General features: G+C 52.4%; 23 protein-coding genes and 1 pseudogene. 11 read left to right on the forward strand and 13 right to left on the reverse strand.

Annotated features, from left to right (window positions below; translation table 11 throughout):
* The first annotated feature begins 338 nt into the window (after positions 1 to 338).
* Together NNL35_RS29055 and NNL35_RS29060 are read left to right on the forward strand one after the other, a co-directional pair.
* The gene (locus tag NNL35_RS29055) at positions 339 to 1,526 is read left to right on the forward strand and encodes an IS110 family RNA-guided transposase (RefSeq protein ID WP_254553946.1); all 1,188 of its coding nucleotides are present in this window, start codon (positions 339 to 341) and stop codon (positions 1,524 to 1,526) included.
* A gap of 283 nt (positions 1,527 to 1,809) precedes the next feature.
* On the forward strand, positions 1,810 to 3,012 hold the full coding sequence (locus tag NNL35_RS29060; protein WP_254553947.1) for an IS256 family transposase: 1,203 nt from the start codon (positions 1,810 to 1,812) through the stop codon (positions 3,010 to 3,012).
* A 681-nt stretch (positions 3,013 to 3,693) separates the two neighbouring features.
* Here the strand turns inward: NNL35_RS29060 and gpmA are convergent.
* Positions 3,694 to 4,434: a 2,3-diphosphoglycerate-dependent phosphoglycerate mutase gene (gene gpmA / locus NNL35_RS29065; protein ID WP_006679985.1), complete on the reverse strand. Its 741-nt coding sequence runs from the start codon at positions 4,432 to 4,434 to the stop codon at positions 3,694 to 3,696.
* 315 nt (positions 4,435 to 4,749) lie between these two features.
* On the opposite strand from gpmA, the gene pepV reads away from it, so the two are divergent.
* The 3 genes from pepV (at position 4,750) to NNL35_RS29080 (ending at position 8,326) form a co-directional block, all read left to right on the forward strand.
* Positions 4,750 to 6,189, forward strand: a complete 1,440-nt coding sequence (pepV, locus tag NNL35_RS29070) for a dipeptidase PepV (RefSeq protein WP_050979510.1) — start codon at positions 4,750 to 4,752, stop codon at positions 6,187 to 6,189.
* A 111-nt stretch (positions 6,190 to 6,300) separates the two neighbouring features.
* On the forward strand, positions 6,301 to 6,672 hold the full coding sequence (locus NNL35_RS29075; protein ID WP_006679983.1) for a phasin family protein: 372 nt from the start codon (positions 6,301 to 6,303) through the stop codon (positions 6,670 to 6,672).
* Positions 6,632 to 8,326: an ABC1 kinase family protein gene (locus NNL35_RS29080; protein WP_254553948.1), complete on the forward strand. Its 1,695-nt coding sequence runs from the start codon at positions 6,632 to 6,634 to the stop codon at positions 8,324 to 8,326. Before NNL35_RS29075 ends, NNL35_RS29080 begins: the two co-directional genes overlap by 41 nt.
* Positions 8,327 to 8,378: 52 nt before the next feature.
* Here the strand turns inward: NNL35_RS29080 and NNL35_RS29085 are convergent, their stop codons facing one another.
* From NNL35_RS29085 to NNL35_RS29130, 10 genes are all read right to left on the reverse strand, one after another.
* Positions 8,379 to 8,789 carry a hypothetical protein gene (locus NNL35_RS29085; RefSeq protein WP_138985681.1) on the reverse strand — a complete coding sequence of 137 codons (411 nt, stop codon included), beginning with the start codon at positions 8,787 to 8,789 and terminating at the stop codon, positions 8,379 to 8,381.
* A 782-nt stretch (positions 8,790 to 9,571) separates the two neighbouring features.
* A complete protein-coding gene (thpD, locus tag NNL35_RS29090; RefSeq protein WP_006679980.1) occupies positions 9,572 to 10,474 on the reverse strand; it encodes an ectoine hydroxylase in 903 nt (300 codons plus the stop codon).
* Between the two features lie 89 nt (positions 10,475 to 10,563).
* Complete coding sequence (locus NNL35_RS29095; protein ID WP_006679979.1) at positions 10,564 to 10,947, reverse strand: ectoine synthase; 384 nt, start codon at positions 10,945 to 10,947, stop codon at positions 10,564 to 10,566.
* A gap of 60 nt (positions 10,948 to 11,007) precedes the next feature.
* Positions 11,008 to 12,291, reverse strand: coding sequence for a diaminobutyrate--2-oxoglutarate transaminase (gene ectB / locus NNL35_RS29100; protein WP_006679978.1), 1,284 nt, complete (start codon positions 12,289 to 12,291; stop codon positions 11,008 to 11,010).
* On the reverse strand, positions 12,288 to 12,827 hold the full coding sequence (gene ectA, locus NNL35_RS29105; protein ID WP_006679977.1) for a diaminobutyrate acetyltransferase: 540 nt from the start codon (positions 12,825 to 12,827) through the stop codon (positions 12,288 to 12,290). The genes ectB and ectA overlap by 4 nt, the downstream gene beginning before the upstream one ends.
* Before the next feature lie 2 nt (positions 12,828 to 12,829).
* Positions 12,830 to 13,696, reverse strand: coding sequence for an ectoine/hydroxyectoine ABC transporter ATP-binding protein EhuA (gene ehuA, locus NNL35_RS29110; protein WP_006679976.1), 867 nt, complete (start codon positions 13,694 to 13,696; stop codon positions 12,830 to 12,832).
* A gap of 12 nt (positions 13,697 to 13,708) precedes the next feature.
* The gene (gene ehuD / locus NNL35_RS29115; protein WP_006679975.1) at positions 13,709 to 14,359 is read right to left on the reverse strand and encodes an ectoine/hydroxyectoine ABC transporter permease subunit EhuD; all 651 of its coding nucleotides are present in this window, start codon (positions 14,357 to 14,359) and stop codon (positions 13,709 to 13,711) included.
* 3 nt (positions 14,360 to 14,362) lie between these two features.
* Positions 14,363 to 15,025, reverse strand: coding sequence for an ectoine/hydroxyectoine ABC transporter permease subunit EhuC (gene ehuC, locus NNL35_RS29120; RefSeq protein WP_006679974.1), 663 nt, complete (start codon positions 15,023 to 15,025; stop codon positions 14,363 to 14,365).
* 3 nt (positions 15,026 to 15,028) lie between these two features.
* Positions 15,029 to 15,931: an ectoine/hydroxyectoine ABC transporter substrate-binding protein EhuB gene (gene ehuB / locus NNL35_RS29125; RefSeq protein WP_006679973.1), complete on the reverse strand. Its 903-nt coding sequence runs from the start codon at positions 15,929 to 15,931 to the stop codon at positions 15,029 to 15,031.
* 337 nt (positions 15,932 to 16,268) lie between these two features.
* Complete coding sequence (locus NNL35_RS29130; RefSeq protein WP_006679972.1) at positions 16,269 to 17,162, reverse strand: DUF2268 domain-containing putative Zn-dependent protease; 894 nt, start codon at positions 17,160 to 17,162, stop codon at positions 16,269 to 16,271.
* Between the two features lie 344 nt (positions 17,163 to 17,506).
* Here NNL35_RS29130 and NNL35_RS29135 point away from each other — a divergent pair, with 344 nt between their 5' ends.
* On the forward strand, positions 17,507 to 17,809 hold the full coding sequence (locus NNL35_RS29135; protein WP_006679971.1) for a hypothetical protein: 303 nt from the start codon (positions 17,507 to 17,509) through the stop codon (positions 17,807 to 17,809).
* Between the two features lie 479 nt (positions 17,810 to 18,288).
* Here NNL35_RS29135 and NNL35_RS29140 read toward each other — a convergent pair whose 3' ends face one another.
* Complete coding sequence (locus NNL35_RS29140; RefSeq protein ID WP_006679970.1) at positions 18,289 to 19,440, reverse strand: epoxide hydrolase family protein; 1,152 nt, start codon at positions 19,438 to 19,440, stop codon at positions 18,289 to 18,291.
* Between the two features lie 230 nt (positions 19,441 to 19,670).
* On the opposite strand from NNL35_RS29140, the gene NNL35_RS29145 reads away from it, so the two are divergent.
* The 5 genes from NNL35_RS29145 (at position 19,671) to NNL35_RS29165 (ending at position 25,456) form a co-directional block, all read left to right on the forward strand.
* A complete protein-coding gene (locus tag NNL35_RS29145) occupies positions 19,671 to 20,231 on the forward strand; it encodes a CGNR zinc finger domain-containing protein (RefSeq protein ID WP_006679969.1) in 561 nt (186 codons plus the stop codon).
* A gap of 309 nt (positions 20,232 to 20,540) precedes the next feature.
* Positions 20,541 to 21,779 carry an acyl-CoA thioesterase/bile acid-CoA:amino acid N-acyltransferase family protein gene (locus tag NNL35_RS29150; protein WP_006679968.1) on the forward strand — a complete coding sequence of 413 codons (1,239 nt, stop codon included), beginning with the start codon at positions 20,541 to 20,543 and terminating at the stop codon, positions 21,777 to 21,779.
* A gap of 396 nt (positions 21,780 to 22,175) precedes the next feature.
* Entirely contained in the window at positions 22,176 to 22,586 is a 411-nt protein-coding gene (locus NNL35_RS29155) for a BlaI/MecI/CopY family transcriptional regulator (protein WP_006679967.1), read from the forward strand.
* On the forward strand, positions 22,586 to 24,460 hold the full coding sequence (locus tag NNL35_RS29160; RefSeq protein WP_254553949.1) for a M56 family metallopeptidase: 1,875 nt from the start codon (positions 22,586 to 22,588) through the stop codon (positions 24,458 to 24,460). The genes NNL35_RS29155 and NNL35_RS29160 overlap by 1 nt, the downstream gene beginning before the upstream one ends.
* Positions 24,461 to 24,670: 210 nt before the next feature.
* Complete coding sequence (locus NNL35_RS29165; protein WP_254553950.1) at positions 24,671 to 25,456, forward strand: hypothetical protein; 786 nt, start codon at positions 24,671 to 24,673, stop codon at positions 25,454 to 25,456.
* An 87-nt stretch (positions 25,457 to 25,543) separates the two neighbouring features.
* On the opposite strand, the pseudogene NNL35_RS29170 reads toward NNL35_RS29165, so the two are convergent.
* A pseudogene (locus tag NNL35_RS29170) lies at positions 25,544 to 25,719 on the reverse strand (IS256 family transposase); the annotation flags it as partial.
* Between the last annotated feature and the right edge of the window lie 139 nt (positions 25,720 to 25,858).

Consider the following 25,858-nt stretch of genomic DNA (forward strand, 5'->3'; position numbering starts at 1 on the left):
TCCGATAGGCGAAGTCCTCAAAACTGCACGGTTTCGCAAGACACGTTGATTCAGTAGGCAAAATCCTGCACAAACCCCCATGACGTCTACGACGTCACCCCCCAGAATGAAAATAGGTAGATGTAAACTTTTAAAGTTACTGTAGATGGTAATCATGAGACTAACAAATCCAAGGACGACTGTATTATTGGGGTACGACCCTGTTGCACAAACCGTCCAATTGCGATCGCGAGAACCGCCCAATGCACACCCAAGTGCGTGTATAAAATTTCTTTATTCAGATCGCATGATTTGTTAGTACACATGAAAGCAGGTGCAAGCATGGATGCCGTACGCGAATGCTGTTGCGGACCTGTATCCTTTACGGGGATTTAGAATCCAAGCCCAAGAAAGTCATCGAAAGCTTTGGAACAACGACTACCGAACTACTCCGACTTCAAGATTGGCTTAACGCACATCAGTGTAAAGAAGTAGCCATGGAGAGCACAGGTGTGCTGTGGAAACCGGTATGGAATATTTTGGAGTCTAGCTGCCATTTAGTGTTGGCTAACGCTAAACAAATCAAGAATACACCAGGGCGTAAGACAGACAAGAAAGATGCGGAGTGGATTGCACAACTTCATCGTTGTGGTCTCATTCAACCAAGCGTGGTGTTGCCGCAGCATTTGCGGGATTTACGAGATCTAACGAGGTATCGTCTGAGAATCGTGGCGACCATTGCTTCTGAGAAGAATCGTATCCATAAAATTCTTCAAGACGGAAACATCAAGCTTACGAGTTTTATGAGCGATTTGTTCGGCGTATCCGGGCGTCTGCTTCTGGAAAAGCTCATGGACGGAGAAGTGCTCGTAGAAGATGACGTACGCGAACTTGTCAAAACCAAGCTAAAAACAAAAGTGCCTCAGTTAGTTGAAGCTCTGAATGGTCAGCTACGGCGACATCATCGTGTTATGATGCGTGCACACTGGAAGCACCTGCTGTTCGAGGAAGCAGAACTGCAAGAAATTGAATCATTAATCGACGAACAGCTTGAGCCTTATCGAAAAGAGATTGAGTGTTTAGACAGCATTCCCGGAATTGACAAGTCTTGCGCTTCCGCTATATTTGCAGAAATGGGGCCGGATATCGCCACGCGTTTTCCCACGGTCGAGCAATTCACCTCATGGGCAGGGGTATCTCCAGGTAATAATGAGAGCGCGGGGCGCAAGAAAAGCCGGAAATGCCTGCAAGGGAACAAGTATCTGAAACGTAGCATAACGCAAGCGGCATGGGCAAATTACAGGTCAAGGAATCGAATAGGTGAGCACTTTAGACGGATACGGAAACGACGAGGCGAAAAAACAGCAAGCGTAGCAACCGGACATCTCTTAATTAAGATCATTTATGCCATGATGAAAGAAGGAACGCCATACAAAGAAATAGACATGCAGGTACGCATGTCTAAACAAAGAACAGCTAATTTTTACGTAAAGAAACTCCAAGAGCTGGGCTTTGCACTTCAACTAACTGAAAACGAAACAAGCTAAATTTTGAAAATGATGTGATCATTTTCGGGGGGTGAGTCTTTTTTTGCTTTCTTAGAGTAATAATGGCCCGAAAAAGTTCTATTCATACATTTTGAAAGGGCTGTCGTGCTTACTTCAACGTTTTTATTTTCGTATAAAATACAGCAATTCGGTAGGGACGACTTCACCAGAAGCTAAGTCCATATAATTGTGTAAAAAGAAAATGGCAAAAAAGTAGAGCCATAGCAAGGATCCTCGTATAGAATGAGGTTGTCGAGACAACATTCCAAAGGAGGATCTAGCTATGACTCAATACCAGATTACCCTAGATTCACAACTTTTGCATCAACTGTTTTTATCCGAATCAAGAGATGAGGGGATAGCGACCTTATTAGAATCTATCTTGAATCAAGTTTTGCAGGCGCAGGCAACGGAACAGTTGAAGGCAGGACACTACGAGCGCTCAGAAGAGCGTGCAGGTTACCGTAATGGAACGTACCCTCATCGGCTGACAACACGGGTGGGTCAATTAACCCTGCAAGTACCGCGTTTCCGCAGCGGTCAGTTCTCTACGGAACTCTTTGCTCGTTACCAACGAAGCGAGCAGGCCCTTGTCTTAGCCATGATGGAGATGGTACTTAATGGTGTGTCAACGCGAAAAGTAAGCAATATCACCGAAGAACTATGCGGGACAGAGTTCTCCAAATCAACAGTTAGTGAGCTCTGCAAACAGCTGGATCCCCTCATAGAAGAGTGGAATAACCGAAAACTGGACAAGGCCTACCCTTTTCTTATTGTCGACGCCCTGTACGTCAAAGTCCGGGAAGACGGCCGTGTGCGCTCACGTGGCGTGATGATTGCCACAGGGATTAATGCGGAGGGCTATCGGGAACTGCTTGGACTTACCGTAGATGATACCGAGTCAGCAGCAACGTGGGGGGCTTTCTTTACGCACCTCAAAAGTCGCGGGTTGCACGGTATTGATGTCATTACAAGCGACCATCACGGTGGTTTGGTTAGTGCGATTCGGCAACATTTCCAAGGCGTAACCTGGCAACGGTGTCAAACCCACTTTATGCGTAATATTCTGGACGCTGCTCCTAAATCATGCCGTGATGAATTGAAGGCCCATGTAAGGGCCATCTACGAAGCTGCGGACGAGACCAGTGCCCGTACACTGCTGAAACGGACACAAGAAGCATTTGAAGATAAAGCTCCAAAAGCCATGAGGGTCTTGGAAGAGGGCTTTGACGATGCGACAGCGATCTTGGCACTTCCGGCTGCCTGTCGGATACGTACGCGCACCACAAATGCCGTAGAACGTCTAAATGGCGAGTTGCGGCGGCGAGAACGCGTCATTCGCATTTTTCCCAACCGAGCCTCTGTCCTTCGTCTTTTTGGAGCCTTGTTGATTGAGCAGGACGAAAAGTGGTCTGCTGGGAAAAAGTATATCGAGATGAAAGAGTACCATGAGTGGAGGAAGAAGCTAAACAAGCCTGCAGCTTAGGCATCTTTTTGCTCTGGCAATCTCATTGAGGAATTTACACATAAATTTGGACTTGACCTCACCAGAAAGGGAATCCTGTAAAACTGCAGCAATTTCACCCGTTTCTCCTCGACTTAGCTAAAAAGGGCCTAAAATGATGTAGCCGTGCAGCAATTCCTCGAAATGTGGACTCATTGAGCCGAAAATCCTGTAAAATAGCAGCAATTCCCTCCACACGTTCAAGCCCTATAAGGCAACGATGCCTCCAGAAGGCAATGATGCTTCCTGAAGGCAACGATGTCCCCAGGATCCGACGCGGTCTCTTGGATCCCGTAAAATCAGGCTGTTGAGAAGCTATGGGATTTTCCCCACCCCAATTTTTATTTAGTAGAGCTCGTCTCTCAGAAGAAAAAATCGATTTAAAACGCTCTGAGAGCCGAGTTTTGTTTAGGAAAACGGACAATCTCAACCCCTCCGTAAAAAATAGGGGTTTTCCAACAGCCTGTGTTCTGCAGGAATTTGGGTAACGGAGTACACCTCATAAGGAAAAACTGTATTTTAGCTGTTTTTCCAGCAAGTTGAGTTGTTAGAGTAGAGCTGTTAGAGTAAGTCGAGCGGTGAAAAGAAGGGGGACTGTCTCACCCAGCTAAAAACTAGGAGCAGGACAGCCCCACAGTCATGGAATCAGTGAATCGTTCCGGTTCAGACGGAGTGCGGCAGATGGGGGAAGTCCTCCATCGGAATCTCGCCGTCCAGCCCCAGATAGTAACGCCGGAGCGGCGCGAGGGAGTCATCCAATTCATAGACTAGCGGCGTTCCGGTCGGGATATTAAGACTGACAATGCCGTCGGACGTCAGATTGTCCAGATACCGGACCAACGCCCGGATCGTGTTGCCGTGAGCGGACACGATGAGCCGCTTGCCGCCCGAGATGGCGGGAGCGAGCGTCTCATTCCAATAGCTGAGCACGCGGGCCTCCGTATCGTCCAGATTTTCCGTCACCGGAAACTCCCCTTCCCGGAGATCCTTGTATTGAGGAGCGGACGCTTCATACCGCGGATCGCTCGGGTCCAGCGCAGGCGGTCTGACATCGACGGAACGGCGCCATAGCTGAACCTGCTCCTGTCCGTACCGTTCGGCCGTCTCCGCCTTGTTCAGGCCCTGCAGCGCTCCGTAATGCCGTTCATTGAGCTTCCATGTCTTATGGACGGGAATCCACATCAGATCCATCTCATGGAGCATGATCCACAGCGTGCGGATCGCCCGCTTCAGCACCGAAGCATGCCCTTCGTCGAAAGTGTAGCCATGCTTTTTCAAGATTTCTCCTGCCAGACGCGCTTCCTTCAGACCTTGCTCCGACAAGTCGACATCGGTCCAGCCGGTGAAGCGGTTCTCCACATTCCATACGCTCTGGCCATGGCGCAGCAATACGAGTTTGTTCATCTCAAATCCCTCCTACCTTCATCCGGTCCAAGCCGGTATATCTGATATGGATGATTATAGCAAATTTCGGAGGCTGTATCGAATGCATAGCTGCCCTGCGTTCCCGCGCCGATCCTGTCGGGCGCGCGGCACAAGATGCCCCGATGACACGATTGTCCGGCGGATAAGAAAGTTGAGTATTTTGCGCCTCCCGCTTTATACTACTTAATAGAGCGAAGCTTGACTTGGCTTGCATCCGTTCCCGCCGTCGGGAAGGAGAAAAGCAGATTGATACATTACATGGGATCGAACGCCATGCTGAAGGAGCGTGTTGACATGAACTGGTTGGCTGAAGTCGAGAAAAGAAAAGAAGAACTGCTGCAAGACCTGCAAGGCCTGCTCCGGATTGAGAGCACGAAGGATAACGCTACGGCCGGGCCGGGACAGCCGATGGGACGCAATATCGCCCAGGCGCTGGATTATATGCTCGGGCTGTCGGAGCGGGAACAATTCCGCACCGGCAATCATGACGGCTATGTCGGCTATGCCGAATACGGGAATGAGGCGGCGCCGGAATATGTCGGCGTCCTCTGCCATCTGGACGTCGTCCCGGCGACCGGCCAGTGGACCACCCCGCCGTTCGAGCCGGATATCCGCGACGGGAAGCTGTTCGCCCGGGGCGCGATCGATGACAAGGGACCGACAATGGCCGCCTTCTACGGTCTCAAGCTCGTGAAGGACCTGGGCCTGCCGCTCAAGCGCCGGGTGCGCGTCATCTTCGGAACGGACGAAGAGAGCGGAATGGAATGCATGAAGACCTATACCGAGCGGGAAAAGATGCCGGTATCCGGGTTCGCGCCGGATGCGGATTTCCCGATTACTCATGCGGAGAAGGGGCAGATCAATACGAAGTTCTACCTTCGCGGCTTCGGCAGTTCTTCTGCCAGCGACGCTGCGATGCCGCAATTCAAGCTCGTACGCTTCGATGGCGGGGGCATCGCCAATATGGTGCCGGAATCGGCCATGGCCGTCGTCGCAGGCGAACCGGAAGCGCTCGCCTCCCTCGCCAAGCGCTATGAGGCGTACTGCGCCGATGCGGGACTGGCCGGCACCGCGGAAGTGAGCGCAGGGCAAGCGACCCTGCGCATGCGGGGCATATCGGCGCACGGGATGGAGCCGCATGTCGGCGTCAACGCCGCCTTGAAGCTCATCCGCTTCCTTGGCGGATACACCTTCCAGCCGGACGCCGCGCGGTATATCGGCTTCATCGACAAGCATCTGGTCGATGACCATCTGGGCACCGCCCTCGGCATTGCCTGTGTCGATGACATTACCGGCCCGCTTACGGTCAATGCCGGTATTTTCCAATATGATGGCGAATCGGCTCCGTTCTTCCATCTCAATATCCGCTTCCCGGTCTCCTACAGCTCTGCCGATGTGCTGAAGCCGCTCGAGGAGAAGATTGCGGAATACGGCATCGAGATTGATCGCGAGATTGATCTGAAGGAACCGCATCATGTCGATCGGAACCATCCGATGATTCAGACGCTCCAGAAGATCTATGAGGAAGAGACGCAGCTGGAGCCTACGCTGCTCACGACCGGCGGCGGCACCTATGCAGCCTTCCTCGATAACGGCGTAGCGTTCGGCGCCCTCTTCCCGGGACGCGAAGAGACCGCGCATCAGGTCGATGAGTACATTATCATTGACGATCTGCTGAAGGCAACGGCCATCTATGCCCGCGCCATCTATGAGCTGGCCAATCTGGAAGACTGATTGAAGCGGATGGCTCACTGTTCCCGCCCTCTCCCGCCTCTGTGGCGTATCAATGAAATCGGACCCTCCTGGGCATATTAGGGATATAACGATGAGGGAGGGATTGGGAACGTGAGTGATCTGTTGAAAAAAGCGGTCTCCTTGGGCTGGGGTCTCGCCGTGGTCAGCAAAGAGAAAATCGAAGCCGCCGTCGACGAGCTTGTCCAGAAGGGACAGCTCGCTCCCGAGCAGTCCAAGGCGCTCGTTAACCAACTGGTGGAACGGGGAGAAGAGGAGCAGGCCTCCTTCAGCGCCTCGATTCAGGATATGGTGAAGCGCAAGCTGCAGGACTTCGATGTGGCCGCCAGTTCCGACCTGATCGCGCTGAAGCAGCGGGTGATGATGCTGGAGCAGCGGGTTGCCGCGCTTGAAGGGGCTGACCCGGAAGAACCCCGCGAAGAAGATGGACAGCCGAATATGGAGACGGACGGCCGTGCGGATTAGGCATGCCGGCCGCTACCGCGATATCGCCATGGCGCTCATGCGTCATGGCTTCGGCTATATTGTGGAGGAAATCGGACTGCGCCGGGTATTGTCCCTGCCCCGCCGCTGGATTACGCAGGAGACCCTGCAGACGAAGACGCTGGGCGAACGCCTTCGCCTCGTGCTGGAGGAGCTCGGCCCCGCCTTCATCAAGCTCGGCCAATTGCTCAGCACGCGGGCCGATCTGCTGCCGGGCAGCGTCATTCAAGAGTTGGAGAAGCTGCAGGATCAAGTGCCGCCCTTCACGGGCGCCGAAGCCGGCCGCATCATCGAGGATGAGCTGGGCCGGCCGCTCGGCCAGCTTTTTCTGCGCTTCGATGATATCCCGCTTGCCGCCGCCTCCATCGGCCAGGTTCACAAGGCCTGGCTGCCGAACGGCGATGCGGTGGCCGTCAAGGTGCAGCGGCCCGGCATTACCTCCATTATCGAGCGGGATTTGGAAATACTCCAGGGGCTGATCGAAGCGGCTACGCGCCGCTGGTCCTGGGTGTCCGAGTATCAGATTCCGGAGATGGTTCAGGAATTCGCCAAATCGATGATCGCCGAGCTCGATTATCAGCATGAAGGGCGCAATACCGACAAGATGGCGCAGCTGCTGCGCAGAGACCCGGGCATCCATATTCCGCGCATCGATTGGGATCGCTCTTCAGCCAAGGTGTTGACGATGGAATATATGGACGGCGTGATGCTGAACCATTATACGGAACGGCTCCCGGACGGGCCGGAGCGCAAGCGGATCGCCGAGCGCCTCGTGCACGCGATGCTGCATCTGATCTTCATCGACGGCTTCTTCCACGCCGATCCTCATCCCGGCAACATTATGGTGCTCTACCAGAACCGGATCGCCCTGATCGACTTCGGCATGGTGGGCCAATTGAACGGGGAAATGAAGGAGTATTTAGCGGAGCTGATTATCGCGCTGATGCAGCATCGAACCTCGGGCATGCTCCGGGCAATTGCGCGGCTCTGCCTCATCTCCGACCGAACGGACCTGGATGCGCTTCGCCGCGACCTGGACCGGCTGCGGGACCGGTACTATGACGTCCCGTTCTCCGAGGTGAGCCTCGGCCAGTCTCTTCATGACTTGTTCGCCGTCGCCAAGAAGCACCGGATCGTGTTCCCTCCCGATCTGATTCTGCTGGCCAAGGCGCTGCTCACCATGGAAGGCATCGTGGAGAGGCTCGATCCGACCCTCTCCATCCTCGATATGGCCGAGCCGTTCGGCGTGAAGCTGCTGAAGGAGAAGTACAGCTTCCGCCGCATTCAGAAGAAGGTTGTCGGCGGCACGCTCGATCTGGTGCAAGCGGTGTCCGATCTGCCGATGCAGGCGAATCGGCTGACCTCCCTCCTCAGCCGGGGCAAGATCAAGGCCGAAATGGAGCTGCGCGATCTGGAGCATGTGCTGCACAAGCTCGATCAGATCAGCAACCGGCTCTCCTTCAGCATCGTGCTGCTAGCCTTCAGCATCATTATGGTCGGACTGATCGTCGGCTCTTCGCTCAGCAGGCAGCCGACGCTGCTCTGGGACATTCCCGCGATCGAGATCGGCTTCTTCATCGCGGCCTTGATGTTCATCTGGCTGCTCCTGTCGATTTTCCGATCCGGCAGATTCTAGCACGACAATACGGGGAGCTGCGTCGCGACGCGCCTCCCCGCCTTTATCCTCTTTACTCTGCGCAACTTTGAAGCGGTATGTCCTTCCTTCCCCACCATCCCTCCGGATCCGGAGAGGCATACACAATCTCTTGCTTGGTATTGACATAGACAAAGTACGGATATTCCGTAATCTGGTACGATTCAAATATCTTTGCGTCCGCTTGCAAAAAATGGATTCCTTTACTATGGCTATATAGTTCTTTGTAGCCGTCAATTCCGCCTTCTTTTAGCAAAACTGCAGCATGCAGAGTGGATCCCCGCTCCATATTTGCTTGAATCCATCTCTCTAATGAAGGGAACTTGAAAATCTGCTCGGACTGGTGCTCAAAAAACAGATATTCAGCAAAATTATGAATCTGCCTTACTCCACCTTTGAGGACCCGTCTTTTTATGATCAGAACCAGCGAATTATCAATAGCCACTTCCAAATTGTTTCGATGATTAAGACCATCATGTCTCTAGGAAGCACCATCATCACGGTGGTATCGTTAGTGGGCTACATTACTCATATCCATTGGGGATTGCTAATCATTATCTTTGTATTTACGATTCCAATCCTGTTGATTCATATCCGTTTCGGGAATAAAAGATATGTTCTCACTCGATTTTTGACTCCCTAACAAAGAAGGAAGCTTATGGTGTAACCAAAGTTCCCTATGCTTTTCTAGTGAATCAAAACGGAATGCTTGAATCCCATCGTTCGTTAATGAATTCGAACATGCTGTGGAATATGCTGGAGAATGAAACGGAGCGGTCTCATGACCGGGTCCCAAGCTCCTTATCGGTTATGAATGAGCAGGGTTAGCGTGGTAAGAAAAACGGCCACAGAAAGAAGCGCTTCTGCATCTTTGCAGAGGCCAAATCGCTTCCCTGGTTCATCCCATTCCTATTCTGGCGAAAATAGGCTTCTTCCTAGCAACCGCATCTTACTTTTGTTGGCCTTGTACACTCTTCTCCCGTATCCCGATCAACATAGTACTCCCAGGAGGACACTTTTTGCATAATGCACAGGGCGTCGGATCGGCAGGAGACAACTCTGCGCGTTATTGCATACACATTATATGCTATTTATATCATAAAATCCATATTTGGTTTTATTATCAAATATAAAGCGGAAGCGACGCCCATGCTGGGCGTACGGTAAAAGAAAGACCCATCGCGCGATGGGTCTTCTCCATATGGTTAACCGGTCTCTCATTTTCTGCTAGGATGAACGGGCCGCAATAAAATCAGGTCTTGGCGGCTTGCCTGAGTATGGCGGTTCAAGCTGATTGTCGACACTATTATAGACGATAAATACATTGCTGCGCGGGAACGGCGTAATATTGCTGTTCGAGCCATGCATCACATTGCAGTCGAACAAGAGAATGGAGCCGGCCTTGCCCGTCGGCGCGACAATGCCGCCTTGATTGGCCAGATGGATGAGACTGTCCCGATCGGGAATGCCGTATTCCTGACGGCGCAGCGATGACTTATAATGATCGTCCGGCGTGGCCCCGATACAGGACACGAACGTGCGGTGCGAGCCGGGGATGACCATTAATGGACCGTTGTTCGCATTGTTCTCTTCCAGCGCAATGGAGCAGCTTAATGCCCTCATGCGGGGCATGCCGTCTTCCACATGCCATGTCTCGAAGTCAGAATGCCAGTAGAACTCTTTGCCCGTAAAGCCTTGCTTGAAATTGATCCGGGATTGATGCACATAGACTTGACTGCCGAGAATCTGCTCCACGATCTTGATAATTCTCGGGTGATTCGCCAGCTGCTGGAATATGCCTTCCCGGTGCACGGCAAAAATCGAGCGTATCTCTTCGCTGCCCGGCTCCCGAATCACTTCCGGTTTCGCGCTGCCCTTATTATCTTGGAACAAGCGGACCAGTTCCCGCTTCCATACCTGCACTTCTTCCTCGCTGAAGAACGAATCCAGGAACAAGTATCCGTCCGCTTCATAAGAAGCAAGCTGATCGGCTGATATCTCCGCTTGATCGATCGTATGGTTGTAGACAACCGGATCCTGGCGCTTTAACAATAAGGTCTCCGTATTCACTCTGGACGGATACAGATCCGGCGTTCTTGCGGCCTGCTGAACTTGGCTGTGTCCTGTCAATATGATCGTGCTCCTTCCGTAAAAGAGAATGGCGGTTCGCGTTCCCGCTTTTTTCGTTATCGCTTCTATTCGTTCGCTTGCAACCACGATTAGACTTCTAACGGATAGGCGCCTTCCGCATCGTGCACCTCATTGCCCGTGCAAGGCGGATTGAATACGCACAGCATGCGCATCTGGCTCTTTCCTCTCAGCAGATGCTTCTCATGACCATCGAGCACATATAACGTACCCGGTTGAATCGGATAGATCGCTCCGCTCTCGACCACCTCGATTTCCCCTTCTCCTTCGATGCAGTAGACCGCCTCCACATGATGTTTGTACCAGATTTCCGTCTCCGTGCCTGCCTTGATCAACGTGTCATGCAAGGAAAAACCAACTCCGTCCTTCTTGAGCAGCAGTCTGCGGCTGTTCCATGTCTCTGCCTTCACATCCTGTTCCGTGCCGAGAATATCAGACAATTGCTTGACGATCATCGCAAATTCCTCCCATTGGTTCATTTTTTCCCATTCGCTATGTCGCGAAAAGATGGCTTGCTACCGTTCTTCCGCCAGTTCCTTCACGCATGTTCGCAAAATATCCAAGCCTGCAAGCAGACCCGTGTCATCAATCGTGAGCGGCGGCATAATCTTCGCCACTTCGCTGTCTGTACCCGATGTCTCCATGATGAGCCCTCTCGCAAAGGCTCTGGCGCAGAGTCGCTCCGCCATGCCCGGGATGCCGAAGGCAATCCCCTGCATCAATCCCCGGCCTCTCGCCGTTCCTTGTAGTTCAGGATATTGTGCGACTAGCTCTTCCAAGCAAGAGCGAATAACCTTTCCTTTTGCCATAATCTCTTGCGTAAATCGTTCATTGCTCCAATAGTCAAGTGCCTCGGCAGCGGTGATAAAAGCCAGATTATTCCCCCGGAACGTGCCATTGTGCTCGCCAGGCTCCCAAATATCCAGGTCGGGGCGGATTAATGTAAGCGCCATGGGCAGCCCGTATCCGCCTATCGATTTGGACAGACAGACGATATCCGGCGTAATGCCCGCCCGCTCGAAGCTGAAGAAGGTCCCTGTCCGGCCGCACCCCATCTGCACATCGTCTACAATGAGCACAATCTCGTGGCTTCGGCAAATCCGCTCCAGCCGCTGCAGCCATTCATTGCTCGCCTCGTTAATGCCGCCTTCCCCTTGAACGGTCTCCACGATGATGGCGGCCGGCCGCGACACCCCGCTTCCGCTATCATTCATATAGTTCTCCATATAGTCGAGCGTATCGATATCCGGACCCAGGTACCCGTCATACGGCATCGAGACCGTATGGTGCAGAGGGATGCCCGCCCCTTGCCGCTTGAACTTGTTGCCTGTGACGGATAAGGCGCCAAGCGTCATGCCGTGAAAGGCATTCGTGAAGCTGAAAACGGTCGATCGCCCTGTCACTTTGCGTGCCAGCTTCAAGGCGCTCTCCACCGTGTTCGCCCCTGTCGGTCCAGGGAACATCACCTTGTAAGCCAATCCTCGCGGCTCCAAAATCACTTGATGGAACTTCTTCAGAAATTGCTCCTTCGCCTTGGTGGCCATGTCCAGGCTATGCGTCACGCCGTCTTGCTGAATATAGTCCAGCAGCTTCCGCTTCATGGACCGATTGTTATGCCCGTAGTTGAGCGCGCCGGCTCCGGCGAAGAAATCAATATATTCGCGATTGTCATCATCCCACAGCTTATAACCTTGCGCCTTCGTAAATACGGCCGGGAACGACCTGCAATAGCTTCGCACCTCAGACTCCAACGAATCGAATACTTGCAACGATGGTGTTCTTACATCCAATACCTTCATGTCACCGTCTCCATTCTATCGTGTGTATTGTGGCGCAATGGCCCAATGCGGATCAGCTTCTCTGTCTCATGCGCCCCGTCCGGAAATAGCTGAGAGGCGAACCCCACCTTCGTCACGAGCGCGCTCTTCCATGTCTTCGCCATCTTGGCGAAGAGTCGCTGGGATGCCGTGTTGCTTGGCGTGATCGTCGTCTCGATAAATCGCACCTGATCCCGGCATGCCGTATCGTACAAGGTGCGCAGCAGCGCTTCGGCGATCCCTCTGCCTCGATAGCGATCGCGCACCGCGATTTGCCAGACGAACAGCGTTTCCGGCATATCTGGCCGCCGAAGCGCGGATACGAAACCGATAATGTTCCGATTGTGTTCCGCCACGATGCAGGTGTCGGCGAAATAGTCGCACAGCATGATATAGCAATAGGCCGAGTTGACATCAAGTGTGCCGCTCTCTTTCACCAGCTTCCATAACTCCGTTCCATCGCCCTTCCGCGCGTTGCGGATCGTGCAGGGCAAGGATGGCGTCACGTTGACATTCATGCTCAGATTCCCCCCTCTTCCGCAGATGGTGAAGCTTGCTGAACTCCTCCCATATACCACGTCTGTCTGAACCGGCTCAAAAAGGCTTGCAGGCGCGGGCTTTGCGGGTTCTCGAATATTTGCTCCGGCGTTCCTTGTTCGACGATAGAGCCGCCATCCGTAAACAGGATCCGATCGGCAATCTCCCGGGCAAAATCCATTTCATGCGTGATGAGCATCATCGCCATGTCGCCTTCGGCCGCCAAGTCCTTGATAACCGCCAGCACCTCGCCGACCAGCTCCGGATCGAGCGCGGAGGTCGCTTCGTCGAAGAGCATCACCTTCGGACGCATAACTACGGCTCTGGCAATCGCGACGCGCTGCTTCTGCCCCCCGGACAAGCGTGCAGGGTATTCATTCACCTTGTCTGCCAGCCCGACCTTGGCGAGCATCTCCAGCGCGCGCGCTTCGGCTTCTTGCTTGCTCCACCCCAAGACGTGAACCGGCGCTTCCGTTACATTGCGCAAGATGGTCATATGCGGAAATAGATGAAAGTGCTGAAACACCATGCCTATCTTGCTGCGTACGTTGTGCAGGTGTTTTTCCTTCGCCGCAACAAGCTTGCCCTTCACTTCCTGGTGCCACAGCCACTCCCCATCGACCTGAATCGTTCCCGAGGTGGGCCGCTCCAATGTCATAAGGATGCGGGCCAACGTCGTCTTGCCGGATCCGCTAGGACCGATGACGGCAACCTTTTCCCCTGGATTAATGGATAGATTGATATCTTGCAGCACCCTCACAGAGCCGTACGACTTGCATATGTTCCGATATCTGACGATCGGATCGTGTACCGTGTGAGAGGCCAGCGGCCTGCATTGAACGCTCTCCATGCTCTCCACCCCCTATTTGATCTGAAATTTCTTCTCCAATCTGCTCACAAGCAGAGATGAAGGATAGCTAAGCAGGAGAAACAATAAACCGACCATCGTAAAGGCTTCCAGATAACGGAATGAGCCGGAACCTATCGCTTTCGCCGTTTGCAGCAGTTCGACCAGCGTAATCGCCGATAAGACGGGAGTTTCCTTGAACATCGTAATCAAATAGTTGCCCATGACGGGAATAATTGGCGGTATGGCCTGGGGAAGTATGATGTTCGTCCACGAATGCCGCCTGCCGAAGTTAAGCGCCTTGGCCGCTTCCCATTGACCGGCGGGCACCGCCTCAATCCCTGAGCGAAACACTTCAGAAAGATAAGCGCTATAATGCAAGCCCAATCCGATGATTCCGGTCACAAACGGGGAGAATGAGATGCCGTAAAGCGGTAATGCGTAAAAGAGCACGAACAACTGAACGAGCAGCGGAGTGCTGCGGATGAATTCCATCCACGCATTCGCAAGCACGGATACAGCTTTATATCGGGATCGGCGGGCAAGCGCCAACGGCAAGCCGAGCAGGCATGCCGCCGCAAATCCGAGCAGCGTCGCTCCGATCGTGATCGGGAGCACCTGCAGCAGCTGAGGAAGAATCTCCAATGCGTAGTCCCAACTCCACATACGCTATATCCTCCCCTTCACGGCCCTGCGCTCCAAAAATCGAATGCCGAGCGTCAAGGAGTAGGCCATGATGAAATAGATCAGGAGCAATAACGCAAAAATCTGCGGCGTGCTGGAGTTGTCAAAGGAGCGTAATACCATGCCTTGATAGGTCAAATCCATCAATGTGATGAGGTAAACAAGCGATGTTCCCTTCAGCAGCTCGATAAGCAGATTGCCGAACGAAGGCAGCATAAGCGCCATCGCCTGCGGCAAAATGATCCTCCTCATCCGCAGCCAAGGACTCATATTCAGCGCCATGGCCGCTTCGTATTGCCCCTTGGGCACGGACAGGATCGAACCCCGCACCACTTCAGAACCATAAGCGCCATAATTCAAGCCAAGCGCCAGCACGGCCGCGGCCATCGCCGACATGCGGATGTCGAGCAGCATGGGCAGCGCAAAATATAACCAAAACAACTGAACCAGCAAAGAAGTTCCTCGGAATACCTCTACGTACACCGCGCTGACAAAGCGGATGACGCGGTATTTGGACAGGCGAGTCAATCCCGCCGCAAAAGCGCATATGAAGGCCAGTATCACAGAGAAGCAAACAATTTGCAGCGTGACCCATGCTCCTTGCAACAGCGTGGGTAAATATTCAAGCATAGTGGCAACCGTATTCATGGCTTACTCTTGCGCCAGCCGTTCGGCTGTCATCTCTCCAGGCAGCTCCTGCTCCGTGAACCCGAACGGCTCAAGCAGTTCAAGCAGCTTGCCCGATTGCTTCAACGCTTCCAGCTCTTGATTGAATGCTTCCCGAAAGTCGGCATCTTCCTTGCGAAACGCCGCCGCGCCATAGCCTCTTACGCTTTTGCCGTCAATCTCAGGCTGCTCGAAATCCATGACCCGCTCCAATTGATCGTCCTTCGTGGAGTCAAGCATGGCTTGCAAGGATGGTCCCGTCATCGTCACCGCATCCACGCGGCCCGCCTGCAAAGCCGAGATGGCCGACGGTTGATCCGGCACGGTTACGATTTGTTCCTTCGCCACACCTGAGTTCGCTAAATACTCCAGCTCGATCGCTCCCACCATGACAGCGACTTTGACATCCTTGTTGCCAGCAATATCCTCGTAGCTGCGCAGATTGGACGGATTCCCCTTCTTGACCGCCAGCGCCTCGCCAATGCTGTATTCGGGGTTGGCGAAGGCCACCTCCTTGCTCCGCTCCGGATTGATGAACATTCCTGCGGTGATGATGTCGAACCGCTTCGCCTTCAACCCCGGAATGAGAGAACCGAATTCCGTCAGGACGCCGTTCATCTCCTCGATGCCCATCCGCTTCAACACTTCCCGGGCTACCTCCACGGCCTCGCCCGTCAGTTGGCCATCCGGCGTGGCATAAGCATACGGCTTTTCATTCGCGAAGCCTACGGTAACGTATCCTTCCCGCCTCGCTTTATCCAGCACCGTCTCCTGCTCGGGCGATGTCCTGCCGCCGGCTTCTGTCTGGCTATCGCCGGTTTTCGACGCACAGCTTACCAGCAGGATGGCCAGCGCGCAGCATAACGCATACGAATACCATTTCTTCATCCGACAACTCCTTTTTCCCTTTTTTTGGGGCCCTATTCAAGGGTAACATGTTCCTTCCTGTATCTCACCCTTGATATTCCCACTTAATTCCTCCTCAGCCCTCCTGACCTTGGAACAGGGGAGATTAGAGGAGGGATCCAAAAAATCCCTCCCATATCCTTCCCTATAGGGCATGATATGAATTTTAAAAAGTCGTTATCGGAAGAGAAAATAAATAAAAAATCGCAACAGAAAATAGTTCATTTGATGATTTAGCCGTAAATGAACGTTTTTCGCCTATATTAGACAAATTCAGACTTTCGTGTGCTTGCAAAATAGAAAAGGCGGAAATTCATCCTCAGAACAGGCCGCATTCCCGCACAATGTCCCAGCTATCCAGTGTCGTCGCCTCTGCTGCGGTCATGCCGCTGCGCGCCAGGAACGACTGGACAGCCCGGTATCCGACGGCATATCCGGAGCATTCCGACAGACCTGCCGGCGGGAAGCCTTGGGCCCGCGCAATCTTGTCGCCGAACATATAGGCGGCCACTTCGGCGAATCCCTTCATCGTGAGCCGTTCTCCAATCACCTCGATCGAATAGGCGAACTCCTCTTCGTCGAATGAGGTGACCCACGGCCCCAATTGCTCCTCCCCATACATCTCCTTGGCGAACGATTCCGCCAATCCTTCAATGACGAGGTATTCGCCGAGCGTCACATTGCCGTGATCCCAATCGGTGTAAGAGAAACGGAGATTGTGGTGGAATTCATGAGCCAAGATCGACGGCAGCCGAGGCAGGTTATATTCCGTCGGGTATACGATAATCTGGATATACCCGGGGATGCCGCCGAAGCCGGTGTAGCTGCGCTGCAGGCGAAGCTTGTCCGGATCGGCGAGGAAGAAGCCGCACAGGATCTCGTCCGCCTTGACCTTCAGTCCGAAGCGGCCGGCATAGGCCGCACACTGCGCCAGCACTTGCTGCGCCTTCTCCGGCCAGCCCTGCTCCCGCAGCGTCTTCACCGCAGGCTGCCCGAGGTCATCGCGTGCGGCATCGAGGCAGCCGAGCATCCCGGCTGCCATCACGACATCATATCCGCCGGGCTGCGCCGCCTTGAGCGGCACCTGTATCGTCGTCCACATCGGCTCGAACGGCTTCATCAGCTCATAGCGGAACATCTGCTCCCGCTTTGCTGCCGGTTGTTCATACATTCGTTCATACATGGCCATCGTGTCGATGACGTTTATTTTCATGGTGATTCCCTCCTGTTATGTCGCGCCGTTGATGCCCTGACTGCGCATCTGTTGACTGTGCATCTGTTGACTGCGCATCTGGACTGCGCATCTGTTGACTGCGCATCTGTAGCTCTTACTGCGCATCACCGCGATGAACTGGCGTCTCCTATGCAGTGTACGGGGTGACGCAGCGAGAGGGTCAAGCCGGACATGCGGAATGGAGGTAAGCGATGGCCTGGATGGTATATAATGAGAAGTAGAATGAAGGGGGCCTGTTCCGCAGCCGGCATCATTCCGTTCTTAAGGAAGATGATCGGGATACGGCCTACGCTGGCCCCCCGGAGGATTAAGGATGGTGAATGATGGCCTTTGGCATATCCCGCACGGAGCTCAACGAGTGGAAGCGTCGCGTTGCCCGCGGGGAAATCGCTTATTTGACGCATTATTGGCAGGATGAACGCTTCCCGGGAATCACGACGGTCACCAAGGTCGGCTGTGCCGATATGGCCCGCCTGACCGCCTGGTGCGTAGAGCATGGTCTGAACCCGCGCTATATCCATGCCCGCCGCCCCTTCCCCCACTTCGATCTCATCGGCCCGCGCCAGCGGGAGATTCTGCGGCAGGAGCAGCAATGGGATCAGCTCGAACGGTTCCGGCTGACATAGAACAAGCGGGGCGCCTCATGCGCCCCGCTTCAGACTGCGGCAAAGTCCTGTCGACAGTCTTTTTTCTTATGAAGGGCGGGGCCGGGAAAGGCAGGGCAGGTTAGGTTAGGGGAAGCTGCTTCACATGAAAAATGCTGCACAGGCGCAGCATTTATAATCTCAAGAGGCGAAATTCCGAGAAAATCCTGCAAAATTACATCATTTTGCCACTTTGAACGCTATCTATACCTTGCCGCAGGGGAATTGATGTACTTTTGCAGCAATCCTATTTTCGCATACTCGTGTCAATGAAATTGCTGCATTCTTGCAGTATTGGCGGAGCAGACTGCATCAATGCAGGCTGCGTCAATCCGCGTATTGGCGGAGCAGACTGCGTCAATGCAGACTGCGTCAATCCGCGGCAATCGCTCGACCGATGGCGCCTGCCCGTGGACCGGTCCTGCGTCAATGCCTCAATCGTTACGCCTAATCGCTCCTGGCTATCGAAGCCGGGCAAAAAAGGAGCGAATCTGGCTCGCGACCCGTTCCGGCTGCTCCAACGCCACAAAATGTCCGCCGGCGTGCAGCTCCTCCCACTGCAGAATGTTCGGAAACAGCCGCTCCACATATTCCCGCGGCGGGCGCTCATGCGGCTGCGTGGCCGTCAAGGCCACCCCGTGCGGGACGAGGCACACCTCATCCGGTCCCGGCCATTCGATATGCTTGCCTTCGTAATAATACCGGTTCGCGGCGTTGATCGTCTGCGTGAACCAGTAAATTGACACATTCGCCAGCAGTTCCTCCTTGCTGAAATGCCGCAGCAGATCGCCGCTTGCCGGACCTGTCCAGTAATGCCATTTTTCCAGAATGAAGGCGGCCAATCCTGCCGGGGAATCATGCAGCGCATAGGCGGCAGTCTGCGGCTTCGTCCCCAGGATATGGGCGTAGCCTCCCTCTTCCCTGTACCACTGCTCCGAACAGGCGAGAAAAGCCTGCTCTGCTTCAGAGAGCTGTGCCTCCTTCCCCAGAAAGGGACTCGGGTTGCCTGGGGATGTCGTGTGGTACCCAATCACGCATTCCGGGTGATCCAGACACAGCAAGCCGAGTACACTCGCCCCCAAGTCATAGCCATGCGCCCCAAATTGCTCATATCCCAATCCGCGCATCAGCTTGACCAGCATATTCGCCGCTTGCCGATCCTCGAATCCGGTTTTCCCCGGAATGCCCGAAAATCCATGCCCTGGAAGGGACGGGACGATGACATCGAAGGAAAGCGCCGCATCTCCGCCATACCGTTCCGGATGGGCAAGATAGGGAACCAGATCGAGCATTTCGTAGAAGGTGCTTGGCCAGCCATGCGGGATCATAATCGGAATCGAATTCGAGCCGCTCCCTTTTTCATAGATAAAGTGAATATCCATGCCGTCAATCGTCGCGATATAGTTCGAGAAGGAATTGATGCGCCGTTCCACTGCGCGCCAATCGAATTTCTCCTTCCAGTACGCGATCATATCCTTCATGAAGGATAGGGGAATCCCGTAATCCCAATTCGCCCCGGGGAGCTCGTCAGGCCACCGTGTCCGCTCGAGCCTTCGCTTCAGCTCTTGAATATCATCCTCGTGAATATGCACCGTATAAGGCGTCATTTCCATACAGCATGCTCCTTAAAATGAGGTAGATGCAGGTAAATACTTACCGTATGGTGCCCTGGCAAGAGGGCAGCCGAGAGGTAGGATAGAGGGCGCCCATCTGGTAAACTAAGTATCGAAAGAGATTACGCCATCAGAGAATAACCATTAAAATAATGTAAACAGTTAGCTAACTTGTAAATTGATTTTACTGGTTAGGGAGATACATGTCAATAGAAGGAAGTGTTGCTGCGATGACGGCTGAATATGATAAGCTATCCATGATTGCTGACTTTTTCAATACACAGGACAGACGGATGCGGTATGAGGGAGATCCTGGGCTCGAGCATTTATCCGAACCGCGCCGCTTATATGAATGGTTCTTGCAGCATCAATTGATTGCCGCTTCCGATACGGTATCTGAAGAGGATCTCCAGTTGACGCGAGCGCTCCGAGATGAATTGCGGAGAACCATTGTGAACAACGAGCATGATGGTCCTGTGCATGGGGATAAGCTGGTTGAACTGATGAGCTTGTTCCCATTCGGCATCGTGTTCGGAGAGCATTCGGATCAGCTTATTCCGCTCGTAGAGAATGGCCGCAAAGGGCTGGCCAACCTGCTGGCGCAGGTATTCGATCTAAGGCGGGCGAACCTGTGGCATCGCATCCGGGTATGCACTGCCGAGGATTGTCAGTGGGTATTCGTTGATCGCTCCCGGCCGGGAACGGGCAGATGGTGCTCCATGAAGGCATGCGGCAATCGGGCGAAGAATAAGACATTTCGGGAGAAAAGGAAGTCGGAAACGGGGATGTAAGCACGCTCTCAATTCTTGTTAGAGTATGCTTGAGTCCCCTGCACACATAAGTGTATTGACAGGAAAAATAAACCGCTCTATAATCAAACCAACATAACCAATGTTGGATATACAACGTTAATCATCTTGCGCATGGAATCGCGCGCATGGAAGGGGATCCATCTCATCCTTCTGGCTCTGCTGCGCGATCGAATAATCGTCTTATTGCAACCATAGTGTCGATGCAGTCGGGCGATTTTTGTTTCGTCTATTATCCAATATTGGATATGCAACATTGATTAAAAACAACAAAACTAAGGAGGAATTCCATTGAAGCCAATTATTGAAGTGAACCGAGCGACCAACTTGGCCGACGAACCGGCATATCTGCATATCACCGGCTTGAAACCGGGAGCAACGTATCAACTGAGAGCATCCATGCTCGATGATCTCGGCAGGTTATGGCAATCGGCAGCGACGTTCACTGCCTGCCCGGACGGCTGCATCGACTTGCGAGCTGCAGCCCCGTTGACGGGAACCTATGAAGGCCAAGATGCAGCGGGACTATTCTGGTCAATGCATCTGGCTCAGCAAACGGACGGTCTGCCGTTTTTTATGAAAATGAATAGTGAACCATTAACGGTGACGATTGTATTGGAACAAGATGAAGCTGTGCTTATTCAAAAGCAATTCGATCTTTCGTTCCGCAGCAATAGCGTTCAGGAAACATTCGTAACGGATGGCTTCATTGGAAAATACTTTGCGCCTGGTGAAGCTGCAGACTTGCCAGCTGTTCTTGTCGTGGGAGGCTCGGGCGGCGGCTTCCAGTGGTCCGAACAGGTCGCCGCTCTGCTTGCATCGCGTGGTTATGCAGCAATGGCCGTTGCCTATTTCGATTACCGCGGCCAGTATGGTCTGCCGACCGGATTGGCGGATATACGACTCGAACAGTTCAAGCTTGCGGCGGATTGGCTGAAGGCACGGAACGAGACGGATGGACGCGCGATTGGTGTAATGGGCATTTCAAAAGGAGCGGAGCTTGCTTTGTTGCTCGGTTCTGTCTTCCCGGACGATATCCGCGCAATTGTTGCTTTCGCTCCATCTCTGTATGTATTCCAAGGCATCCAAATCGGCGTCAACGTCCCCACTTCATCGTGGTCGCTCGGCGGAACCCCCGTTCCATTTGCCGTGTATCCATCCGATTATGAGCCGCGAGAGGATTTCGACAAAACCTTGCTGCGGGATCTGTATATACGAGCGCTGCAGGACAAGGAAGCCATTCAATACGCAAGAATCCCCCTCGAACGCATGAAATGCGACTTGATGCTCGTCACCGGCGACCTTGACGCGCTCGGACCGACTTCGGAAATGGCGATCGAGACGTTGCAAGTGTTGGAGCGGGAGCGTTACCCGCACCAGGTCACTCACCTGCGTTATCCGAAAGCGGATCATGGCTTCTTCATTCCAGGTCTGCCGCCGCTTGTTCTCAGCAAGCATGCTGCGGCTCGCGATATCGCAATGGCCGAGCGGGATGCTTGGTGGAAAGTGATCCGCTTTTTGCAGACGTAATGCTTGAACGACCATAGAGAGAATCCTGTTTTTAAGCGGTACGGGGTTGAGAGGATGCCATACAAGACCATATAAAAAGAGAGGGCGAACTTCAAACTCCTTGAAATCCGCCCTACCATAAAATCTCTCCTTACTTCAACTGTCCCGCTTCACAATCCTCGCCACCTTGCTGCGCGGCACCGTCGGATTGTGGTGTACGATGTACGCCTTGGAGAAGCGCGAGGGCAAACAGCAGGGAGCTTAACGATTCCTCTCCGCCCTAGAAGGGGGGCCTAACCCCCGACCTCTCACACCATCGTATTCTGTACAAAGGATGTTGACTTTACCAGACTGCAGTTGTAGCATAATCCATAACTACATGCGTAGTTTTGCAAATTGATTTTGGAGGTTTTATGCATGAATCAAATACCGCCCATCACGGATGCAGAGTTGGAAATTATGCGCGTCTTGTGGACAAATCCGAATTGTCCTTCGAGCGAGGTCGTAAAAAAAATGATGGAACGAATGGGGTGGAGCCCGAATACGACTCGGACGCTCCTTAGCCGTCTGGTGCAGAAGGAAGCGGCGGGCGCGAAGCTGGAAAAGGGTTCGAAGCGCACGCAATTATTTTATCCGATCATCAGCGAGCAGGAGTACCTGCGGTCTGAAACTAAATCCTTCATGAAAAAACTGTATGGCGGAGCATTGAAGCCAATGTTGGCCAACTTTTTGCAGGATAAAAAGCTGAATGCGCAAGAAATCGAGGATCTGAAGGCATTGTTTGACGAAAACCGCAGCGACGGGGAATCGGAAAAGAGAGAGCCCTGATGAGTCCTGCATGGAACGAATGTTTATTGTCGTTCTTCGGCTGGGTCATCCGCGGGTCTTTAATGGCCGGCATCCTGGTCGTGCTTGTCCTGAGTTTGCAATTTCTGCTGCGCAAAAGGCTTGAGGCTAGATGGAAATATTGGCTCTGGTTGCCTGTGGCGATTCGTCTGCTGCTCCCTTGGGCGCCGGAATCCTCGCTTAGCTTATACAATGTTCTGCCTGTGGATGTCTTAGCGCCCGGAATTCAACAACAAACTCCAAATCCATCAGCTTGGCATCAATGGTTGAAGGGGACTGAGGGGGATTACGAAGAGACAGCTCAAGCAGAGCGTTCCTACACCCCGGAGAAAATCAGCCAAATCAGAGGAGATGCGGAAGTATCAGATCCGCCCCATAAATCGGGAACTATGCGGGACATAAGCATCTGGTGGAGCGGGTTCAAACAAATGGGATTCACCAATCTGCTGATGTTGGTTTGGCTTGCAGGCGTGCTGTTTCTTGCGGCGAAGACGGCATACGACCAGCTTCGATTGGCACAAGCTCTGCGCGCGGGCCGATGTATTGACACGCCTTTGTTATCGGCAATCTTCAGGGAAACGAAGCAGCTAATGGGCGTAAAGCGTGAAGTGCGGTTTGTAGCAAGTGAGGGCATTCCTGGGCCTGCCGTAGTCGGTTTTCGCAAGCCGGCGATCGTTGTTTCGCCGAGTCTGCTCGTTACGCTGCGAGAGCATCAGCTTCGGTGCATTTTGGCGCACGAATTTGCGCATATACAGCGGCGGGATGTGGCGGTGAATTGGACGATGCACATTTTGCTCATTCTCCATTGGTTTAATCCATTGTTGTGGCTTGCCGTACATAAAACAAGGCAGGATCAGGAGATGGCCTGCGATGCATGCGTACTGAATCGGATGAGTTCACAGCCAAATCTGCAGCATATCAATACATACGGGCAAACCATCATCCATGTGCTGGAGCATTTTCATTTGTCCGGCAAACGACATCAGCCAGGGCTTGCCGGATTGTCCGCGACGCATAAACAAATGAAGAAAAGATTGTTAATGATCAAGCGATTTCATAAAAAATCCTATCATTTATCCATTTTGGGGATGGCGATTATTGTTGCGCTTGGCAGCGTGACGCTGGTAAATGCGAAGGGAAACGATGTTGGGGCCGCTCCATCCCCTGCTTCTAGCGATATCGCCCTGATGACCGCGGCCGCTAAACCAAAGGCTATCAGTGAAGGCGAAATGCTGGAGAAAGCAGAGAAGGAGAGAGTCGCCAAATGGCGTGAAAAAAATCCGGATGATGTGTATATGATATATGTCAGCAATGAATTAAAGACAGAAAAAGGCGGCCGAGAAGTTTTTCTCATGGGAGGCTCACCTCCTGCATTCGATACATATGAGGCTTACCTCAAAAGAGCATCGACCTTGAAAGAGGCGGTCCTGCAGCAGCCGGCTGACTTGCCGGAGGGCTATACTTTCGCCGACGCGAATATTTACTTCGTGTTCACTTCTAAGCATTTTGCACCAGTCAAAGCCGAGGCTAAAAAGCTGGGCAAACAGGTATATTCCAAGAAAATTAACGTGACAAAAAGCCACCACATCGGGTTAACGTACACGAATGGAGAAGACTTTATCTCATTTCAGAGCTTTCATTTTGACGAGGAAGATGTAAAAGATAAGAAGAGGAAAGAAAAGGAATATAACTATATATCCGCTAAAGACAAAGAAAAGGAAGATCCGAAGCACGAAGGAAGAAATTATCTCTTCTGGGGAGAAGGTGAAAAAAGCTTTCAAATCGTAACCAATAAGGGGAATCCGTTGACGGAAGAAGACCTGATCAAGCTGGCGAAAACGGCAATAAAAAAATAGCTTTGTTGCCCATGCAGTCTGAAATAGAATGCAGGGGCTATCTTTTTGAGCGTGATCCGCAGGTTGAAATAGGTCAACTTTTGCATGTATGAAAAGTGAAGAAATTTACATCAATGATGTTGACATTTATAAACTACAGCTGTAGTATATTACTAAACTACAGTTGTAGTTTATTTTGATTGAAATCAATAATGAGAGGAGTACTACAAAATGAAAGCAGCATCAAAAGTAGCAATTACCGCATTAAGCAGTATTTTATTACTGGGTTTTTCGATGAACCTAACGGCAGAGGCGGCCCCATCCCGTGCTTCAAGCGACATCGCCTTGAAGACGGCAGCTGCTAAACCTAAGGCGATAAGTGAAGGGGAAAGGTTAGAAAAAGAAGAGAAGGATAAAATAAACAAGTTGATGAAAGAAAATCCGGATGATACGTACATGCTATATGTCAGCAATGAATTAAAGAAAGAAAAAGGCGGCCGGGAAGTTTTTCTCATGGGAGGCTCACCTCCAACCTTCGATACATATGAGGCTTACCTCAAAAGAGCATCGACCTTGAAAGAGGCGGTTCTGCAGCAGCCAATTGACTTGCCGGAGGGCTATACCTTAAGCAAGGCGAATATTTATTTTGTATTCACTCCTAAGGATTTTGCAGCAGTGAAAGCCGAGGCTAAAAAGCTAGGCAAACAAATATATTCCAAGAAGATGAACGTAACAAAAAGCCACCACATCGCGTTAACGTACACGAAAGGAGAAGACTTTATCTCATTTCAGAGCTTTCATTTTGACGAGGAAGATGTAAAAGATAAGAAGAGGAAAGAAAAGGAATATAACTATATATCCGCTAAAGACAAAGAAAAGGAAGATCCGAAGCAAGAAGGAAGGAATTATCTTTTCTGGGAAGAAGGTGAAAAAAGCTTTCAAATCGTAACCAATAAGGGTAACCCGTTGACCGAAGAAGACCTGATCAAGCTGGCGAAAACGGCAGTAAAAAAATAGCTTTGTAAACGGAATGATTGTAGAAATGATGAAGATATAATAGGTCTTGTAAAAGCCCATGCAGTCTGAAATCAGATGCATGGGCTATCTACTCCCCGGGCAATGGAGCACCATCGCCATCATAGCTAACTCTTCGCTTCGTTGGTATCGAGCCAAAAGTTCCGTAGAGAACTGCCCGTTACGGTACGCTGCACGTTCTCTCAGCGCTCATGGTGCCCCGCCCCCAACTGTTCCGTTGCTTATGCCTGCAACACTTGGTTCAGATGGGCCGAGGCTCCTTGCTGTGGCTCTTCTTTTTGCCATTTGCTTTTTACATAAGGATACGCACTTAGCTAGCTCTCTCTAGCTCTCTTACCAAGGGTGGACACTTCCTGAACCGCCAGTAAACATGGATGCTGTGGT

The organism is Paenibacillus dendritiformis, assembly GCF_945605565.1.
In the GTDB taxonomy this organism is placed as follows: Bacteria; Bacillota; Bacilli; order Paenibacillales; family Paenibacillaceae; genus Paenibacillus_B; species Paenibacillus_B dendritiformis_A.

What these genes read in the sequence shown, in the direction of transcription:
- NNL35_RS29080 (WP_254553948.1), top strand. Translation starts at nt 6,632, where the DNA reads ATGGACAGCCGAATATGGAGACGGACGGCCGTGCGGATTAGGCATGCC.
- ectB (WP_006679978.1), bottom strand. Translation starts at nt 12,291, where the DNA reads ATGAAGGTATTGGATGTAAGAACACCATCGTTGCAAGTATTCGATTCG.
- ehuA (WP_006679976.1), bottom strand. Translation starts at nt 13,696, where the DNA reads ATGGAGAGCGTTCAATGCAGGCCGCTGGCCTCTCACACGGTACACGAT.
- pepV (WP_050979510.1), top strand. Translation starts at nt 4,750, where the DNA reads ATGAACTGGTTGGCTGAAGTCGAGAAAAGAAAAGAAGAACTGCTGCAA.
- NNL35_RS29130 (WP_006679972.1), bottom strand. Translation starts at nt 17,162, where the DNA reads ATGAAAATAAACGTCATCGACACGATGGCCATGTATGAACGAATGTAT.
- NNL35_RS29055 (WP_254553946.1), top strand. Translation starts at nt 339, where the DNA reads ATGCTGTTGCGGACCTGTATCCTTTACGGGGATTTAGAATCCAAGCCC.
- NNL35_RS29145 (WP_006679969.1), top strand. Translation starts at nt 19,671, where the DNA reads ATGACGGCTGAATATGATAAGCTATCCATGATTGCTGACTTTTTCAAT.
- NNL35_RS29140 (WP_006679970.1), bottom strand. Translation starts at nt 19,440, where the DNA reads ATGGAAATGACGCCTTATACGGTGCATATTCACGAGGATGATATTCAA.
- NNL35_RS29160 (WP_254553949.1), top strand. Translation starts at nt 22,586, where the DNA reads ATGAGTCCTGCATGGAACGAATGTTTATTGTCGTTCTTCGGCTGGGTC.
- NNL35_RS29095 (WP_006679979.1), bottom strand. Translation starts at nt 10,947, where the DNA reads ATGATCGTCAAGCAATTGTCTGATATTCTCGGCACGGAACAGGATGTG.
- ectA (WP_006679977.1), bottom strand. Translation starts at nt 12,827, where the DNA reads ATGAATGTCAACGTGACGCCATCCTTGCCCTGCACGATCCGCAACGCG.
- NNL35_RS29060 (WP_254553947.1), top strand. Translation starts at nt 1,810, where the DNA reads ATGACTCAATACCAGATTACCCTAGATTCACAACTTTTGCATCAACTG.
- ehuC (WP_006679974.1), bottom strand. Translation starts at nt 15,025, where the DNA reads ATGAATACGGTTGCCACTATGCTTGAATATTTACCCACGCTGTTGCAA.
- gpmA (WP_006679985.1), bottom strand. Translation starts at nt 4,434, where the DNA reads ATGAACAAACTCGTATTGCTGCGCCATGGCCAGAGCGTATGGAATGTG.
- ehuB (WP_006679973.1), bottom strand. Translation starts at nt 15,931, where the DNA reads ATGAAGAAATGGTATTCGTATGCGTTATGCTGCGCGCTGGCCATCCTG.
- NNL35_RS29155 (WP_006679967.1), top strand. Translation starts at nt 22,176, where the DNA reads ATGAATCAAATACCGCCCATCACGGATGCAGAGTTGGAAATTATGCGC.
- NNL35_RS29165 (WP_254553950.1), top strand. Translation starts at nt 24,671, where the DNA reads ATGAAAGCAGCATCAAAAGTAGCAATTACCGCATTAAGCAGTATTTTA.
- ehuD (WP_006679975.1), bottom strand. Translation starts at nt 14,359, where the DNA reads ATGTGGAGTTGGGACTACGCATTGGAGATTCTTCCTCAGCTGCTGCAG.
- NNL35_RS29135 (WP_006679971.1), top strand. Translation starts at nt 17,507, where the DNA reads ATGGCCTTTGGCATATCCCGCACGGAGCTCAACGAGTGGAAGCGTCGC.